At 57.7% G+C, this 16,724-nt stretch carries 11 protein-coding genes; 7 read left to right on the top strand and 4 right to left on the bottom strand.

Translation table 11 applies throughout. The features are described 5' to 3' along the window. Positions 1–101: 101 nt before the first annotated feature. Positions 102–884 (bottom strand): pimeloyl-ACP methyl ester esterase BioH, encoded by a 783-nt coding sequence (gene bioH, locus AC2AXP_RS18535; protein WP_004956364.1) that lies wholly within the window; start codon positions 882–884, stop codon positions 102–104. Between the two features lie 38 nt (positions 885–922). Here bioH and gntX point away from each other — a divergent pair, with 38 nt between their 5' ends. Then, positions 923–1,606, top strand: coding sequence for a DNA utilization protein GntX (gene gntX, locus AC2AXP_RS18530; RefSeq protein WP_039991369.1), 684 nt, complete (start codon positions 923–925; stop codon positions 1,604–1,606). Between the two features lie 58 nt (positions 1,607–1,664). Beyond that, the gene (gene nfuA / locus AC2AXP_RS18525; protein WP_004956366.1) at positions 1,665–2,240 is read left to right on the top strand and encodes a Fe-S biogenesis protein NfuA; all 576 of its coding nucleotides are present in this window, start codon (positions 1,665–1,667) and stop codon (positions 2,238–2,240) included. A 44-nt stretch (positions 2,241–2,284) separates the two neighbouring features. Here nfuA and malQ read toward each other — a convergent pair whose 3' ends face one another. Continuing rightward, the gene (gene malQ, locus AC2AXP_RS18520) at positions 2,285–4,372 is read right to left on the bottom strand and encodes a 4-alpha-glucanotransferase (protein ID WP_484381860.1); all 2,088 of its coding nucleotides are present in this window, start codon (positions 4,370–4,372) and stop codon (positions 2,285–2,287) included. A gap of 9 nt (positions 4,373–4,381) precedes the next feature. After that, positions 4,382–6,787 carry a maltodextrin phosphorylase gene (gene malP / locus AC2AXP_RS18515; RefSeq protein ID WP_484381859.1) on the bottom strand — a complete coding sequence of 802 codons (2,406 nt, stop codon included), beginning with the start codon at positions 6,785–6,787 and terminating at the stop codon, positions 4,382–4,384. Positions 6,788–7,308: 521 nt separating this feature from the next. On the opposite strand from malP, the gene malT reads away from it, so the two are divergent. From malT to glpD, 5 genes are all read left to right on the top strand, one after another. Further along, positions 7,309–10,023 carry an HTH-type transcriptional regulator MalT gene (malT, locus tag AC2AXP_RS18510; protein WP_004956369.1) on the top strand — a complete coding sequence of 905 codons (2,715 nt, stop codon included), beginning with the start codon at positions 7,309–7,311 and terminating at the stop codon, positions 10,021–10,023. A 120-nt stretch (positions 10,024–10,143) separates the two neighbouring features. Next, positions 10,144–10,470, top strand: a complete 327-nt coding sequence (gene glpE, locus AC2AXP_RS18505) for a thiosulfate sulfurtransferase GlpE (protein WP_004956371.1) — start codon at positions 10,144–10,146, stop codon at positions 10,468–10,470. A 366-nt stretch (positions 10,471–10,836) separates the two neighbouring features. Beyond that, positions 10,837–11,673, top strand: coding sequence for a rhomboid family intramembrane serine protease GlpG (gene glpG, locus AC2AXP_RS18500; RefSeq protein ID WP_198773701.1), 837 nt, complete (start codon positions 10,837–10,839; stop codon positions 11,671–11,673). Between the two features lie 28 nt (positions 11,674–11,701). Further along, a complete protein-coding gene (locus tag AC2AXP_RS18495) occupies positions 11,702–12,460 on the top strand; it encodes a DeoR/GlpR family transcriptional regulator (RefSeq protein ID WP_004956373.1) in 759 nt (252 codons plus the stop codon). A 210-nt stretch (positions 12,461–12,670) separates the two neighbouring features. After that, positions 12,671–14,179 (top strand): glycerol-3-phosphate dehydrogenase, encoded by a 1,509-nt coding sequence (gene glpD / locus AC2AXP_RS18490; protein ID WP_004956374.1) that lies wholly within the window; start codon positions 12,671–12,673, stop codon positions 14,177–14,179. Positions 14,180–14,232: 53 nt separating this feature from the next. On the opposite strand, the gene glgP is transcribed toward glpD, so the two are convergent. Next, a complete protein-coding gene (gene glgP, locus AC2AXP_RS18485) occupies positions 14,233–16,680 on the bottom strand; it encodes a glycogen phosphorylase (protein ID WP_004956375.1) in 2,448 nt (815 codons plus the stop codon). Positions 16,681–16,724 lie beyond the last annotated feature (44 nt).

Here is a 16,724-nt window from a genome sequence, read left to right as displayed (position 1 = left end):
GTCTTTTCATTTTGCACCCCACGTATTTACTCATTAAGTATCGAACAGGTTTGGTTTTTATCCACTTATCGGCAATTTTTTTTACGCAGATTTGAGCTAGGTCAATGGGTTGAGTTATCGACAAATTGTTTGATGACATCGGCAAATTCATCAGGATGAGAAATAAACGGCGCATGGGCAGCCTTGTCGATAATCACCGACCTGCTGGCCGGCAGCAGGTCGTCCACCAACGCCGCCACCTTGCGCGGCACCAGGCCATCGAGATAGCCGTAAATACGCAGTAGCGGCAGCGCCGGTGACAGCGAGGTCATGGCACGGCGTAAATCGACCGTGCGCAGCATTTCCAGTCCGCCGTTGAGCACCTCAACGCTGGGTATCGGCTGATTGAGCACCACCCCCTTCAACGTTCTGGCGTCCTGCCGGGCGCTGGCGGTGCCTAGTGTCTGCAAGGTCAGAAAACGCTCCACCGTACGCTGAAAATCTTGGCTCAGCTGCTGCTGGAAGCCACTCAATACGTTTGGGCGAATGCCAGGCCAATCTTCCTCGGCGTGGAAACAGGGAGACGAGGCGACGCTGATCAGACCGCAAGTCCGCTGCGGCTGCGTCAAGGCAATCTGGCTGGCCACCAGCCCGCCGAGTGACCAGCCCAGCCACCAGGCCTTGGCGGGAGCCTGTTCCAGGACGATCTCGGCCATCTGCTGCAGCGTCAGCGCAGCGTAACCCTGACTGCGGCCATACCCCGGCAAATCCAACAGGTGCAGGCGAAAATGCGGCGCCAATCGCGCCAGCGTGCAACCCCAGACCTCGGCATTCAGCCCCCATCCGTGCAGCAGCACAAGATCGCGATCGCCTTCACCCATTGTTTTCCAGTACAGCGCACTCATCAGTTATTGTCCTTGTTGACCCGTCATGGAGGATCACTATGCTAGCAATCCACAGCCGTTGTTGGCTATGCCGACAACCCTTGCGTCTGGCGAAACAGGGAATTTGCAGCTGTTGCCAGCGCCAGTTACCGCGCATTCCGCTCTGCTGCCCACGCTGCGGTTTGCCGTCCGGCGACGCCCAACTGCCCTGCGGCCGCTGTTTGCTAACGCCGCCGCCGTGGCACGCGTTGGTGTTCGCCGGTGATTATGTCAGCCCATACCGCCAGTTGATTGGGCGTTTCAAATTCCGCCGTGCGCCCGAACTGGCGCCGGTGCTGGCTCGGTTATTGTTGTTGCGCTGGCTGCAAGCGCATCGAGAGCAATATCTGAACAGACCGGAGGTGATTTTAGCGGTACCCTTACACCATCAACGCTGCTGGCGTCGCGGGTATAATCAAGGCGATTTACTGGCTCGGCCACTGGCACGCTGGCTAGGCTGCGAATACCGACCGGCAGCGCTGGATCGCGTGCGGGCCACCGCGCCACAGCGGCAGCTGAGCGCCCGCCGCCGCCGGCACAATCTGCGCGCCGCCTTTTGCTGCCACGAAGATCTGGCCGGCAGGCATGTCGCCTTGCTGGACGATGTGCTCACCACCGGCAGTACGGTGACGGCAATCGCTACGATGTTACAGGCGCAGGGCGTGGCGTCGTTGCAGATATGGTGTATTTGCCGCACATTGTAGTACCACGGCAATGGGCGTATTATAACCTACTATAGAAGTCAACTATTGAGCTAATGCTATGATTCGTATAACAGATACTGCACAGGAACACTTTGCCAAACTGCTGGCAAACCAAGAGGAAGGCACCCAAATCCGCGTATTCGTGATTAATCCGGGTACACCTACCGCCGAATGCGGTGTCTCTTATTGTCCGCCAGACGCCGTAGAAGCCACCGACACCGAACTGAAGTTCGACAAACTGTCGGCCTACGTTGACGAGCTGAGCGCACCGTATCTGGAAGACGCCGAAATCGACTTCGTGACCGATCAATTGGGTTCCCAGCTAACGCTGAAGGCACCCAACGCCAAAATGCGTAAAGTAGACGAAAACGCCCCGTTGATGGAGCGCGTGGAATACGTACTACAATCGCAGATCAATCCACAGTTGGCTGGTCATGGCGGCCGCGTCACCCTGATGGAAATTACCGAAGACGGTCTGGCGATCCTGCAATTCGGCGGTGGCTGCAACGGTTGTTCGATGGTCGATGTGACCCTGAAGGAAGGGATCGAGAAAGAACTGCTGCAAAAATTCCCGGAACTGAAAGGGGTGCGCGATTTGACCGAGCACCAACGCGGCGAACATTCATATTACTGATGCGCCAACCGGCTCCCCCTGCCCGCCAGAGGGAGCCGTATCCGCTAGCCTACCGAGACTTTCCTGCGTCGCTTGTCCAAATCCTTTAACAGGCGATTCACCTGCCGATCGGCAAACATCTCCTCCAACGTATGGCTGAGCTTGCGCCGCCAGTTAGGGTATTGCGTACTGGTACCGGGGATATTCACCGGATCCGCCATGTCCAGCCAGTCTTCCGGTTGCAGACCCAACAACGCGCTGGCGCTGTCCGCCACGTAGCGCTGCAGGCCACGGTTTAACAACGGACTCATCTCCAGCAACGCCGCTTTCTTACCGACCTTCTGCGGCACGCAGCCGTAGTGATGCAACCCGTCCAGCAGACCCTGTTTGGCTCGTTCGCGATCGGCGTACAGTTCCGTCAGGATATCGGCGTCCGGATAAAGCCCCAGCGAAGCGCCCAACCGTAAATCCCCGCTCTGCCAATAACCGCGCAGGGTCGGCAAATCGTGAGTGGTTATGGTGGCCATTGCCTGCATTGGATAAGTCTGCGGCGCACGGAAACGGTTTTCGCCGTCGCGTTCGAAGTACAATACCTTGTAAGAATACACCCCGCTGTCGCGCAGTTTGCCAACGATTTCTACCGGCACGGTGCCTAAATCCTCGCCGATCACCATGCAGCGGTGGCGCTGACTTTCCAATGCCAGTACCGCCAACAGGTCGTCTACCGGGTATTGCACGTAGGCACCCCGATCGGCAGTTTCACCATACGGTATCCACCATAAGCGTAACAACGCCATGACGTGATCGATGCGCAGCGCGCCACAGCTGGTCATGTTGGCGCGCAGTAGATCGATAAACGGCTGATAGCCTCGCGCCGCCATCACGTGCGGATCCATCGGCGGTAAGCCCCAGTTTTGCCCCAGCGGACCGAGAATGTCCGGTGGAGCGCCAACCGATACCTGCAGGCAATACAGTTCGCGTTCACACCAGGTTTCCGCTCCCCCTTCCGCCACGCCAACCGCCAAATCACGGTACAGGCCAATCGGCATCCGCTGCTGCCGGCTCTGTTCGAAACATTCGGCAAACTGACTGGCGGCAAGCCATTGCAGCCACAGGTAAAAACTCACCTCATCCTGGTGCTGCTGGCAGAACTGCGCCACGGCGTCGCCGTTGCCCTGCCGATAGCGTTCCGGCCAGGCGGGCCAGCCCCACAGACCGTTGTCCTGTTTGCAAAGATGGGCATGCAGCGCATCAAATGACGCCTGCTGGTACAGGCTGCTGCCTCCTTCGACAACAAAGCTTTCAAACGCCTGTTTCTGCAGGTCTGCGGCGTTACGCGCCTGGAACAGCGGGAAGGCCAGTTTCAACGCCGCCAATTTCAAACGGGTCACCGTAGCGTAATCGACCCAATCACTGGCACGCGCTGTCGCCAGCTGCTGCTGGGTAGACGCGCTCTGCCACCATTGCTGTGCTGCGGCGCTGCGTTGGAAATCGTCTACCGCATTGACATCGATATACACCACATTCAGCCAGCGCCGCGATGACGGGCTGTACGGGCTGGCACTGTCCGGGCAGGCCGGATAAAGCGCATGAATCGGGTTCAAGCCGACAAACGCCCCGCCGCGTTCGCCTACTTCGGTCACCATGCGGCGCAAGTCGCCAAAATCGCCGATGCCCCAGTTACGATCGGAGCGCAGCGTGTAAAGCTGCACGCAGGCCCCCCACAGCTTCTTTCCTGTCAGCAGCGCATCAGGTTCGTAACAGCGTTTGGGAGCGACAATCAGACGGCAGGGCCAAGCCTTGTCTCCCTGACTCAACGTCAGTTGGTGATAACCCGTTGGCAGTTCTCCCGCCGGCAACGTCAACGTCTTACGCGCGCTGGCGCGCCCCTGCAAACGGCTGCCGTCTTCGCGTATCAGCTCCCAGTGATATTCGCCGCTGCCGGCCAGCGGCAGTACGATCGGACTGTCCTGATAAAACACTTTCACAACCGGCAGCGGCGCATCAGCCACCGGCACCACGGTACGGCTCATGGCATCCAGCAGTTTGCGCTTGGTTTCCTGCGCAATCGCCTGCCGCGTACCATGTGCATTGATGTAGTCGGCGGCGATGCCCGCCCGGGCCGCAGCCTGATCGATCCGTTTGCGCTCCATTCGCTCTCCTTAACGCTTGGCTTGCCAGATTCGCTGCTGATAATCGCGAATCGAACGATCCGAGCTGAACATTCCCACGCGCGCGGTATTCAGAATGGTGCGACGCGTCCATTCATCACTATCGCGGTAGAGTTCATCAACCCGCTGCTGCGCCTGGCAATACGAGGCGAAGTCCGCCAGCACCAGATACGGATCGCCGCCTTCCAGCAGACTGTGCAGCATCATGTCGAACGCCTTCTTGTCGCCATGGCTGAATGCGCCGCTGGCCAGTTCATCGAGTATCGCCTTCAGATGCTTGTCTTTTTTAGGGTAACTCAGTGGGTTATAGCCCTGCGCCAACAGCGCCTTCACCTGTTCGACCGTGTTGCCAAAGATGAAAATGTTGTCTTCGCCGACCTGCTCGGCTATCTCCACGTTGGCACCGTCCAGCGTGCCGACCGTCAAGGCGCCGTTCAGCGCCAGTTTCATGTTGCCGGTACCGGAAGCCTCTTTGCCGGCGGTAGATATCTGCTCGGAGATATCGGCCGCCGGGATCATCAGTTCTGCCACCGAAACGCGATAATCAGGAATGAACGCCACCTTCAAACGATCCTTCACCAGCGGATCGTTGTTGATCTTCTCGGCGGCCTGGTTGATCGCATAAATAATGTTCTTGGCCAGATAGTAGCCCGGCGCCGCCTTGGCGCCAAACAGGAATACGCGCGGCACCATGTCCAGGTTCGGCTCATCGCGCAATTGGCGATACAGCGACAGGATGTGCAGCAGGTTGAGGTGCTGACGCTTGTATTCATGCAGCCGTTTGATCTGCACATCAAAAATGGCGTCCGGGTTGAGCGTCAACCCCATGACACCGTGCACGTAGTTTGCCAGCGCCACTTTATTATCGCGCTTGATCTGCCGGTATTTTTGCCGGAACGCCGCGTCGTCGGCGTATTTTTCCAACTCTTTCAACGCGTCCAGATCGTTTGCCCACTCAACCTTCAGGGTATCGTCAATCAGCCCCGACAGCGCCGGGTTGCACTGCTTGAGCCAGCGGCGCGGCGTAATACCGTTGGTGACGTTATGAAACTTGTTTGGCCACAGCTGGTAGTATTCCGGGAATAAATCCTTCACCACCAGATCCGAGTGCAGTTGGGCCACGCCGTTCACCGCAAAACCGCTAACCACGCACAGGTTCGCCATGCGCACCTGTTTGTTGTGATGCACTGCCAGTTTGGCCCATACCGCGTCGTCGCCCGGCCAGTGTTTGGCCACCAGCTTCTTGAAGTTGGCATTGATCTGCTTGATGATCGAAAAATGGCGTGGCAACAGGCTGCGAACCAGCTTTTCATCCCAGCATTCCAGTGCTTCCGGCATCAGCGTATGGTTGGTATAGGCAAAGGTGTTGCTGGTGATCGCCCAGGCGGCATCCCAGGACATCTGGTGTTCATCCAGCAGGATACGCAGCATTTCCGGAATGGCGATGGTGGGGTGGGTGTCATTCAGCTGAATCACTTCGTACTTCGGCAAGTCTTCAATTTTTCGTCCGGCCTGATGATGCCGACGCAGGATATCCGCCACCGAACAGGCACACTGGAAGTACTGCTGCATCAAACGCAGCCGTTTACCAGCCTGGTGGTTGTCATTCGGGTACAGCACCTTGGTCAGCTTGGCCGCCTCGCAGCCCTGTTTCTCCGCCTGCAGGAACTTGCCGTCGTTAAAGTCGCCCAGGTCGAACGGATGCGGATGGCTCGCCTGCCACAGGCGCAGCGGCTGGCTGACGCCGTTACGATAACCGAGTACCGGCAGATCCCAGGCTTCGCCGCGCAGGGTCAGCGCCGGATGCCACAGTTCGCGGCCATCGGCCAGTTTTTCCAGCTTGCCACCGACGCCGACATCCACTGCCAGTGCTGAGTTATGCTGGAACCACGGGTAACGTTCGCGCTGCCAGTCATCCGGGGCTTCCTGCTGCTTACCGTCCTGGAAGGACTGGCGGAACAGGCCGTATTGATAATTCAGACCATAGCCGGTCGCCGGCTGCTCTACCGTCGCCATTGAATCGAGGAAGCAGGCTGCCAAACGCCCCAGCCCACCGTTGCCCAATGCCGGATCGGTTTCTTGTTCCAGCAAATCGGCCAGCTGTACGCCCTGCTCCGTCAGCGCCCCGGCTACCGTGTCATACCAGCCCAGATTGATCAGATTGTTGGCGGTCAGACGTCCGATCAGAAATTCCATCGAAATATAATTCACATGGCGCATCGATGTAGCCTTACTGCGCGGTGCCGGCTGCGCGGCCAATCGTTCGGCCAGCGCGCGGCTGACCGCTTGCCACCATTGCTGCTGGGTCATCTGCTGGGCGGAACTCAGGCCGAATTGCTGCCACTGGCGGGTCAATGCTGCCAGGAAATCGTCCTTTTTAAGCGTAGACTGTGACATAAGAGAACTCTCTGCTCTGTAGAAGTGTGCCAATTTTTCGCTATCCTGCCGGGAGGAACACGTCAAGGCATCATCCCGCCTGGGGATTAGCTGGGGAGGAGAGTTGGGGCGTAGTCAGAAGTGTGATCTCAGGCACTTTTTACCCCTCAGCAAGCAATGAGGCGACCCTAGAACATCAACGTCGCCAGCGGCGATCAAAGTGTAGTCGCTGGTAACCCTCTTCCCGCAACGATGTGTTATTTCTCTTGCCAGGCGATTAAACCAGAACGGCATTTTTGCTTGTCGATTTATGCCGAACGCGATAACGCCTCCGATGTGTAAAAAAGTGTGATCGACTGCAACTTACCGCCAAGCGAAAGCGGAAGCTTGTTGCAATACGTCTGGCGTTGTCAGAAGTTAAACGGGGTGATTAATTACGAACCCTAAAATAATTAACCTCACCCCGTTCCCGACAGGTAAAAAGCAACGGTGCCTGCGGGCAGGTTTCGGCGGCAGGAACCGCGCTTTGACTCTGGAATACTATGCTTATCCCATCAAAATTGAGCCGCCCGGTACGGCTGCAAAATACCGTGGTACGCGATCGTCTGCTGGCCAAACTGAGCGGTGCGGCGAACTATCGCCTGACGCTGGTCAACTGCCCGGCGGGATACGGGAAAACCACGTTGATCGCCCAATGGGCGGCCGGCAAGGCGGATCTCGGCTGGTATTCCCTGGACGAAAGCGACAATCAACCGGAGCGTTTTGCCAGCTATCTGATTGCCGCCTTGCAGCAGGCGTCCGGCGGGCACTGCGTCAAAAGTGAAGCGCTGAGCCAAAAACATCAATACGCCAGCCTGTCGGCGCTGTTTGGTCAGGTGTTTATCGAACTGGCCGAATGGCATCAGCCGCTGTACCTGGTGATCGATGACTATCACCTGATCACCAATGACGTCATCCACGAAGCGATGCGTTTTTTCCTGCGCCACCAGCCGGAAAACCTGTCGCTGATCCTGCTGTCACGCACCCTGCCACCGCTAGGGATTGCCAATCTGCGCGTACGCGATCAACTGCTGGAACTCGGCACGCCGCTGCTGGCATTTACCCATCAGGAAGCCAAACAGTTCTTCGACTGCCGTCTGAGCGCACCGCTGGAACAGCATGACAGCAGCCGGTTATGTGACGAGGTCGAAGGTTGGGCCACCGCCTTACAACTGATCGCGCTTTCCGCACGCCAGTCCAGCTCCTCCGCACACCAGTCCGCCAAGCGACTGGCCGGGCTGAATGCCAGCCATCTATCAGACTATCTGGTCGATGAAGTGCTGGATCACGTGGACGCCGAAGCGCGCGCCTTCCTGCTGCGCTGTTCGGTGCTGCGCTCAATGAACGACGCGCTGATTGTGCGCCTGACCGGCGAAGACAACGGCCAGCAGCGACTGGAGGAGCTGGAACGCCAGGGTATGTTTATCCATCGCATGGATGATACCGGCGAATGGTTCTGCTTCCATCCGCTGTTTGCCACCTTTTTGCGGCAGCGTTGCCAGTGGGAACTGGCGCTGGAGCTGCCGGGTCTGCATCGTGCCGCCGCCGAAGGCTGGCTGGCGCTCGGTTACCCGGCCGAAGCTATCCACCATGCGCTGGCGGCCAGCGATGTCAGCATGCTGCGCGACATCCTGTTGCAACACGCCTGGGCGCTATTCCATCACAGCGAACTGGCGTTACTGGAAGAGTGCCTCAACGCGTTACCTTACGATCGGCTAATTCAAAACCCGAAACTGGCGCTGCTGCAAGCCTGGCTGGCGCAGAGCCAGCACCGTTACATCGAGGTAAATACTCAGCTCGAACGCGCCGAACAGGCCATGCGCGATCAGCAAATCACCGTCGACCAAACGCTGCGTGCCGAATTCGACGCGCTGCGCGCGCAGGTGGCGATCAACGCCGGCAAACCGGAGGAAGCGGAACGGCTGGCGACCGAAGCGCTGAAGTTCCTGCCGCTGTCGAGCTATTACAGCCGCATCGTCGCCACCTCGGTAACCGGTGAAATTCATCACTGCAAAGGTGAATTGGCACGTGCGCTGCCCATGATGCAACAAACCGAACAGATGGCGCGCCGACATCAGGCTTTCCACTACGCGCTGTGGGCACTGCTGCAACAGAGTGAAATCCTGATTGCGCAGGGCTTCTTGCAGGCGGCCTATGAAACGCAGGACAAGGCATTCGAACTGGTACGTGAGCAGCATCTGGAACAGTTGCCAATGCACGAATTCCTGCTGCGCATCCGCGCGCAGGTTTTATGGTCATGGTCGCGGCTTGACGAAGCCGAAGACGCAGCCCGTCAGGGGCTGTCGATTCTGGCCAACTATCAGCCGCAACAGCAGTTGCAGTGCATCGCCATGCTGGCGAAATGTTCACTGGCACGCGGCGATCTGGACAACGCCCATGCCCATTTGCAACGCTGCGAAGCCCTGCTGCATGGCACCCAATACCACCGCGACTGGCTGACCAACGCCGATAAGCCACGGGTGATGCTGTGGCAGATGACCGGAGATACCGCCGCCGCCGCCAACTGGCTGCGCCACGCGGAAAAACCGGGCATGGCGGATAACCACTTCCTGCAGGGCCAGTGGCGCAACATCGCCCGCGTGCAGATCCTGCTGGGTCAGTATGACGAAGCCGAAGTGGTGCTGGATGAACTGAATGACAATGCGCGTCGGCTGCGGCTGGTTAGCGACCTTAATCGCAACCTGTTGTTAAGCAACCAGCTTTATTGGCAAATGGAGCGTAAAGGCGACGCACAGCGCGTGTTGATCGAGGCCCTGTCGCTGGCCAATCGCACCGGTTTTATCAGCCATTTCGTGATTGAAGGCGAAGCCATGGCGCAGCAGTTACGCCAACTGATCCAACTGAATACGCTGCCGGAACTGGAACAGCACCGCGCACAGCGTATCCTGCGTGATATCAACCAACATCATCGGCACAAGTTCGCGCATTTTGACGAGAACTTCGTCGATAAGCTGCTAACGCACCCACAGGTGCCGGAACTGATCCGCACCAGCCCGTTGACCCAGCGCGAATGGCAGGTGCTGGGGCTGATTTATTCCGGTTACAGTAACGATCAGATTGCCGGTGAACTGGCGGTCGCCGCTACCACCATCAAAACGCATATCCGCAACCTGTATCAGAAACTGGGCGTGGCTCATCGTCAGGAAGCGGTGCAACAGGCTCAGCAGTTACTAAAAATGATGGGTTATGGCGCCTGAAACTCCGCAAGACGGCCGGGTACCAGCGATGGGTATAAAACCTTAACAACGCTCTGGTCTTAAATGGCGCAGTTTTGGATACAATAGCAGCGTCCCCCCATTAAAAGGCAGTCGGAAGTCATGGAACAGTTTGAAGCGATCAATGTTGAGCAGGCCTACACGCGCTGGAAAGACGGCAGTGCGGCGCTGGTCGACATTCGCGATCCACAAAGTTTTGAAGCCGGCCATACGCCGGGCGCTTATCATCTGACCAACGCCACCCTGTCGGCATTTATGCAGCAGAATGATTTTGACCGGCCGGTCATGGTGATGTGCTACCACGGCAACAGCAGCCGCAGCGCAGCACAATATCTTCTTAATCAAGGATTTGATTCCGTTTACAGCATCGACGGCGGCTTTGAAGCCTGGCTACGTCAATATCCGCAAGAGGTAGAAACCTCCGTCTGACCACCGGCACTCCGAGGCTGTGACAACGCTGCTGGCTGCTACACCCCGCGGCGTTGATGGGATACCTCGGTGGATCCCAGCCGATGAGCCATGTCAGGGGTAAGGCAACTTCCCCCCGGCAAATTTGTCAGCACCGCCAAGGGCGCGCTCGCGCTTCCTGCGGACTTTATCCCACACCCTCAAGGCACTACCGCACCCTTTTCTTTGTCACAACATCGATTGCCCTCTCCCGTTAACGCACAATGCGTTGCCGAAAGTTAAAGCATTGCCAATGCCCGGGGCTTCGACGTTATAATCAGCCGTCGATTGCCGCTGGTGGTGCAAACCGCGGCAGAAATCATCTACTTATCACGGATCCCCCTATTTATGGTTCGAGTGATCGCCGTATCCAACCCCCGTCTGGCGCAGGCCTTTGTCGATTACATGGCTACGCAGGGCATCACGCTTGAGGTGCATAACACCGGCGAGGCGGCGGAAATCTGGTTGGCCGACGACGGTCGCCTGGAGCAGGTACAGCATGAACTGCAGCAGTTTATGATTGACCCGCTTAACCGCCGTTACCAGGCCGCCAGTTGGCAAACCGGCACCACCGGCACCGATATGCCCTACGAGCACGTCTCCTACCTGCAGATCATCCGCAGCAAAGCCGGCCCGTTGACGTTAACGGTGATGGTGCTGTGTATTCTGGTCTACCTGCTGATGCAGGTATTGGGCGATGATAACGTGATGTACTGGCTGTCCTGGCCGCAAAATAGCGAACAATATAGCCAGCTGTGGCGCTGGGTCAGCCATGCCCTGCTGCATTTCTCGCTGCTGCACATTACCTTCAACCTGCTGTGGTGGTGGTATCTCGGTGGCCCAATGGAAAAACGCCTCGGTGCCGGTAAACTGTTCGTGCTGGCGGTGGTTTCCGCCTTCTTCAGCGGCTGGGCGCAATCGCTGTTCAGCGGTGCGCTGTTTGGCGGTCTGTCCGGCGTGGTTTATGCGCTGATGGGCTACAGCTGGCTGAGCGGCGAACGCGCGCCGGAACGCGGCCTGATGCTGCCACGCGGTCTGATGGTGTTTTCCGTGCTGTGGCTGGTGGCCGGCTACTTCGATATTTTAGGAATGTCGATCGCCAACGCGGCACACGTCGCCGGTTTAGTGTTAGGGTTACTGATGGCATTTTGGGATACGCGACATCGCGCAAGCCACCAACAATAACAGCCAGGTACATATATAGGGGATTATCGTGAAGCAAACACAGCGTCATGACGCAATTATCGAGCTGGTGCGACTACAGGGATATGTCAGCACGGAAGAACTGGTCGAACATTTTGACGTCAGTCCGCAAACGATTCGCCGCGATCTGAATGACCTGGCCGATCAGAACAAGATTCAGCGTCATCACGGCGGCGCGGCGCTGCCGTCCAGTTCGGTGAACGCCGCTTACCACGATCGCAAGGTGATGTGGTCAGAAGAAAAGGCGCGCATCGCCCAACGCGTCGCCAGCCAGATCCCGGATGGCGCCACGCTGTTCATTGATATCGGCACCACGCCAGAAGCGGTAGCTCACGCGTTGATGAACCACAAGAACCTGCGGGTAGTGACCAATAACCTCAACGTCGCCACGCTGCTGACCGCCAAAGAAGATTTTCGGCTGATTCTGGCCGGCGGCGAAGTGCGCACCCGCGACGGTGGCATTATGGGCGAAGCGACGCTGGATTTCATTTCCCAGTTCCGCCTGGACTACGGCATCCTCGGTATCAGCGGTATCGATATGGACGGCTCGTTGCTCGAATTCGACTATCACGAAGTGCGCACCAAACGCGCCATTATCGAAAACTCGCGCTGCGTCATGCTGGTCACCGACCATTCAAAATTCGGTCGCAACGCAATGGTTAATCTCGGCAACATGAATCTGATCGACTATCTGTTCACCGACCAGCTGCCACCGCCGAGCGTGATGAAAATCATCGAGCAATACGACGTCCAACTCGAACTGTGCTAATCCCCGCCCGTTATTAACCCTCTCTCCCTGCGGGAGAGGGTCGCCCTAATTCCCCTGCATTCTGTATAGGTATTATCACCAAACTGTTATCTCTATCACGCCAGAATGTTTTTGTTTGGTTAAGGCTTGGCTTGTTTGTTGGTTTTTGATTACAATCATGAGCGAAAACGAACATGAAAGAGCTATTTCGAACATCTGGAGGAAGGTGACGTGGAAACCAAAGACTTGATCGTTATCGGTGGCGGCATCAACGGTGCCGGCATCGCGGCGGATGCTGCCGGGCGCGGGCTGTCCGTACTGCTACTGGAAGCGCAAGACTTGGCCTGCGCTACGTCTTCCGCCAGCTCCAAACTGATCCATGGCGGCTTGCGCTACCTGGAACACTATGAATTCCGTCTGGTGAGCGAAGCGCTGGCCGAACGTGAAGTGCTGCTGCGACTGGCGCCGCACATCGCGTTCCCGATGCGCTTCCGCCTGCCGCACCAGCCGCACCTGCGCCCGGCCTGGATGATCCGCACCGGTCTGTTCCTGTACGATCACCTGGGCAAGCGTACCAGCCTGCCGGGCAGCAAAGGGTTGCGATTTGGACCAGAATCGGTACTTAAGCCGGAACTGAAGCGCGGTTTCGAATATTCTGACTGCTGGGTCGACGATGCGCGCCTGGTGGTACTGAACGCGCAGGAAGTGGTGGAACGCGGCGGCGAAGTGCGTACCCGCACCAAAGTGACCCGTGCATGGCGAGAAAACGGCCTGTGGATGGTTGAAGCCAGCGATATCGACAGCGGCAAAACCTTCACCTGGCGCGCCAAAGGTCTGGTGAATGCGACCGGCCCGTGGGTGAAGCACTTCTTCGACGACGGTCTGAAGCTCAAATCGCCGTACGGTATCCGTCTGATCAAGGGCAGCCACATAGTGGTGCCTAAAGCGCATAACCAGCCGCAATCATACATTCTGCAAAACGAAGACAACCGCATCGTGTTCGTCATCCCGTGGCTGGACGAGTTTTCAATTATCGGCACCACCGACGTGGAGTATCACGGCGATCCGAAAGACGTGAAAATCGACGACAATGAAATCGACTACCTGCTGAAGGTGTATAACGACCACTTCAAGAAGCAGCTGGGACGCGATGATATCGTCTGGACCTACTCCGGCGTGCGCCCACTGTGTGACGACGAGTCCGACTCGCCGCAGGCGGTCACTCGCGATTACACCCTGGACGTGCATGATGCGGCTGGCCAGGCGCCGCTGCTGTCTGTGTTCGGCGGCAAACTGACCACTTACCGCAAGCTGGCAGAACATGCGATGGAAAAACTGGCCCGTTACTACCCGGGAGCCGGTCCGGCGTGGACCAAGAACGGCGCATTGCCGGGCGGTGACATCGGCGGCGATCGCGACGGCTACGCGGCCAAACTGCGACGTGAACACGGCTGGCTGCCAGAGTCGCTGGCACGCCGTTACGCGCGCACCTACGGCAGCCATAGCGCACTGATCCTGGCCGATGCCAACAGCCTGGCTGAACTGGGCGAAGATTTCGGCCACGGTTTGTATGAGGCCGAACTGCGCTATCTGGTGGAAAAAGAGTGGGTGGTCGAGCTGGATGACGCCATCTGGCGGCGTACCAAACTCGGCATGTGGCTGGATCAGGCGCAACAGGCCCGCGTCAAAGCCTGGCTGGCAGAACACGCGAAAGCGAAAACGCTGTCGCTGGCCTCGTAACAACCGCGTACTCACCCCGTGAAACCAGGGCCGGATAATCCGGCCCTTTTTTATTACAGCTTCACCGGCTTGATGTGCCAGATCTGGTCGGCATATTCCTGAATGGTGCGATCGGACGAGAAGTAGCCCATGTTGGCGATGTTCAGCACCGCCCGCCGCGTCCACTCATCCTGATGGCGATACAGCTCGTCGACCCGGTCCTGGGTGTCAACATAGCTGCGATAATCCGCCAGCAGCTGATAATGGTCGCCGAGATTAACCAGCGAGTCGAACAGATTACTGTAGCGCTTGGGCTCCTCCGGGCTGAAGGCGCCAGTGGCGATCTGCGTCAGCGCCTGGTGCAGTTCGGCGTCCTGTTCATAATACTGGTGCGGGTTGTACCCGTTACGCCGCAGCTCCTCGACCTGTTCGGCGGTGTTACCAAAGATAAAGATATTGTCTTCGCCGACGTGCTCGCGCATTTCAACGTTGGCACCGTCCAGCGTGCCGATGGTTAGCGCACCGTTGAGCGCAAACTTCATGTTGCTGGTGCCGGACGCCTCGGTGCCGGCCAACGAGATCTGTTCGGACAGGTCTGCCGCCGGAATGATCATCTGCGCCAGGCTGACGCCATAGTTGGGAATAAACACCACTTTAAGCCGATCGTGCACGCGCGGATCGTGGTTGATCACCTTGGCCACATCATTGATCAAGCGGATAATCTGTTTGGCGGCGTAGTAGGCTGACGCCGCCTTGCCGGCAAAAATCACCACGCGCGGCACGCGTTCGGTTTCCGGATCTTGCAGTAGCCGGTTGTAGCGGGTGATGACGTGCAGCACATTCAGCAGCTGGCGTTTATATTCATGAATGCGTTTGATCTGTACATCAAACAACGCATCCGGGTTGACCACCACGTTCAGCTTGCGGGCGATGTAAGCCGCCAGCCGCTGTTTGTTTTGCTGCTTGGCCTCCTGTACTGCCAGTAGAAAACTGGGGTAATCGACGTTGGGTTTAATCTCGCTCAACTGGCTGAGATCGGTGCGCCAGGTGTGGCCAATGGCATCGTCCAGCACCGCCGACAGCGGGCGATTGGCCAGCCCCAGCCAGCGTCGCGGCGTGACGCCGTTGGTTTTATTGCAAAAGCGATCGGGGAAGATACGGGCAAAATCGGCAAACAGCGATTGCACCATCAGTTCGGAATGCAGCGCAGAAACGCCGTTCACCTTGTGACTGACCACCACCGCCAGCCACGCCATACGCACTTTGCGGCCGTTCTGTTCGTCGATGATCGACAAACGCGCCAGCAGATCGTTGTCGCCCGGCGCCTCCTGTTGCACATACTTGAGGAAATGATCGTTGATTTCGAAGATCAGCTGCAGGTGGCGCGGCAGGATCTTGCCGATCATCTCCACCGGCCAGGTTTCCAGCGCTTCGCTCATCAGCGTGTGGTTGGTGTAGGAAAACACTTTTTCCACCACGCTCCAGGCGTCGAGCCAATTGAATTTGTGCTCGTCAATCAGCACCCGCATCAGTTCCGGGATCGACAGCACCGGGTGGGTATCGTTGAGGTGAATGGCGATCTTGTCTGCCAGATTATCAAAGGTCTTATGCATCGCCCAATGGCGATTGAGGATATCCTGCACCGTCGCCGATACCAGGAAATACTCCTGCCGCAGCCGTAGCTCACGCCCGGAATAGGTCGAGTCATCCGGATACAGCACCCGCGATACGTTTTCAGAATGGTTTTTATCTTCCACCGCGGCAAAATAGTCGCCCTGATTAAACTTGCCCAGGTTGATTTCATTACTGGCCTGCGCACTCCACAGCCGCAGGGTATTGGTGGCGTCAGTGTCAAAGCCGGGGATCACCTGATCGTAGGCAATCGCCAGCACCTCTTCGGTTTCTACCCAGCGGGTTTTCGCCCCTTCCTGCTGGACTCGTCCGCCAAAACGCACTTTGTAACGGGTGTTATGGCGCGGGAACTCCCATGGATTACCGTACTCCAGCCAATAGTCGGGTGATTCCATCTGCTGGCCGTCCACGATGTTCTGTTTGAACATACCGTATTCGTAGCGGATGCCGTAACCGCGCCCCGGCAGCGCCAGCGTCGCCAGCGAATCCAGGAAACAGGCGGCTAACCGCCCCAAGCCGCCGTTGCCAAGCCCCGGGTCGTTCTCTTCTTCCAACAGCTCGCCGAGGCTCAGGCCCATCTCTTCCAGCGCGTCCTGCAGATCCTGATAAATGCCCATCGACAGCAGGGCGTTCGACAACGTGCGCCCAAGCAGGAACTCCATCGACAGGTAATACACCTGCCGCACGTCCTGCGACAGCTGGGCACGGTTGGAACGCAGCCAGCGTTCCACCATGCGATCGCGCACCGCAAACAGGGCGGCGTTAAGCCAGTCATGCTGGGTAGCAATGGCCGGATCCTTGCCAATGATAAACATCAGCTTATAGGCAATGGAATGTTTCAGCGCTTCGACACTGACCGTGGGTGAGGTGTAGCTAAACGGTGAAGTCATTTTTCAATCCCGAGTGCGTGATTACAACAAGCATGGATATACCC

The organism is Serratia sp. Sp408, assembly GCF_057180665.1.
This window is presented reverse-complemented; position numbering and strand designations above follow the sequence as displayed.

Excerpts from the sequence above, each read along its gene's own strand:
- bioH (WP_004956364.1), bottom strand. The coding sequence starts at position 884 with ATGAGTGCGCTGTACTGGAAAACAATGGGTGAAGGCGATCGCGATCTT.
- gntX (WP_039991369.1), top strand. The coding sequence starts at position 923 with ATGCTAGCAATCCACAGCCGTTGTTGGCTATGCCGACAACCCTTGCGT.
- nfuA (WP_004956366.1), top strand. The coding sequence starts at position 1,665 with ATGATTCGTATAACAGATACTGCACAGGAACACTTTGCCAAACTGCTG.
- malQ (WP_484381860.1), bottom strand. The coding sequence starts at position 4,372 with ATGGAGCGCAAACGGATCGATCAGGCTGCGGCCCGGGCGGGCATCGCC.
- malP (WP_484381859.1), bottom strand. The coding sequence starts at position 6,787 with ATGTCACAGTCTACGCTTAAAAAGGACGATTTCCTGGCAGCATTGACC.
- malT (WP_004956369.1), top strand. The coding sequence starts at position 7,309 with ATGCTTATCCCATCAAAATTGAGCCGCCCGGTACGGCTGCAAAATACC.
- glpE (WP_004956371.1), top strand. The coding sequence starts at position 10,144 with ATGGAACAGTTTGAAGCGATCAATGTTGAGCAGGCCTACACGCGCTGG.
- glpG (WP_198773701.1), top strand. The coding sequence starts at position 10,837 with ATGGTTCGAGTGATCGCCGTATCCAACCCCCGTCTGGCGCAGGCCTTT.
- glgP (WP_004956375.1), bottom strand. The coding sequence starts at position 16,680 with ATGACTTCACCGTTTAGCTACACCTCACCCACGGTCAGTGTCGAAGCG.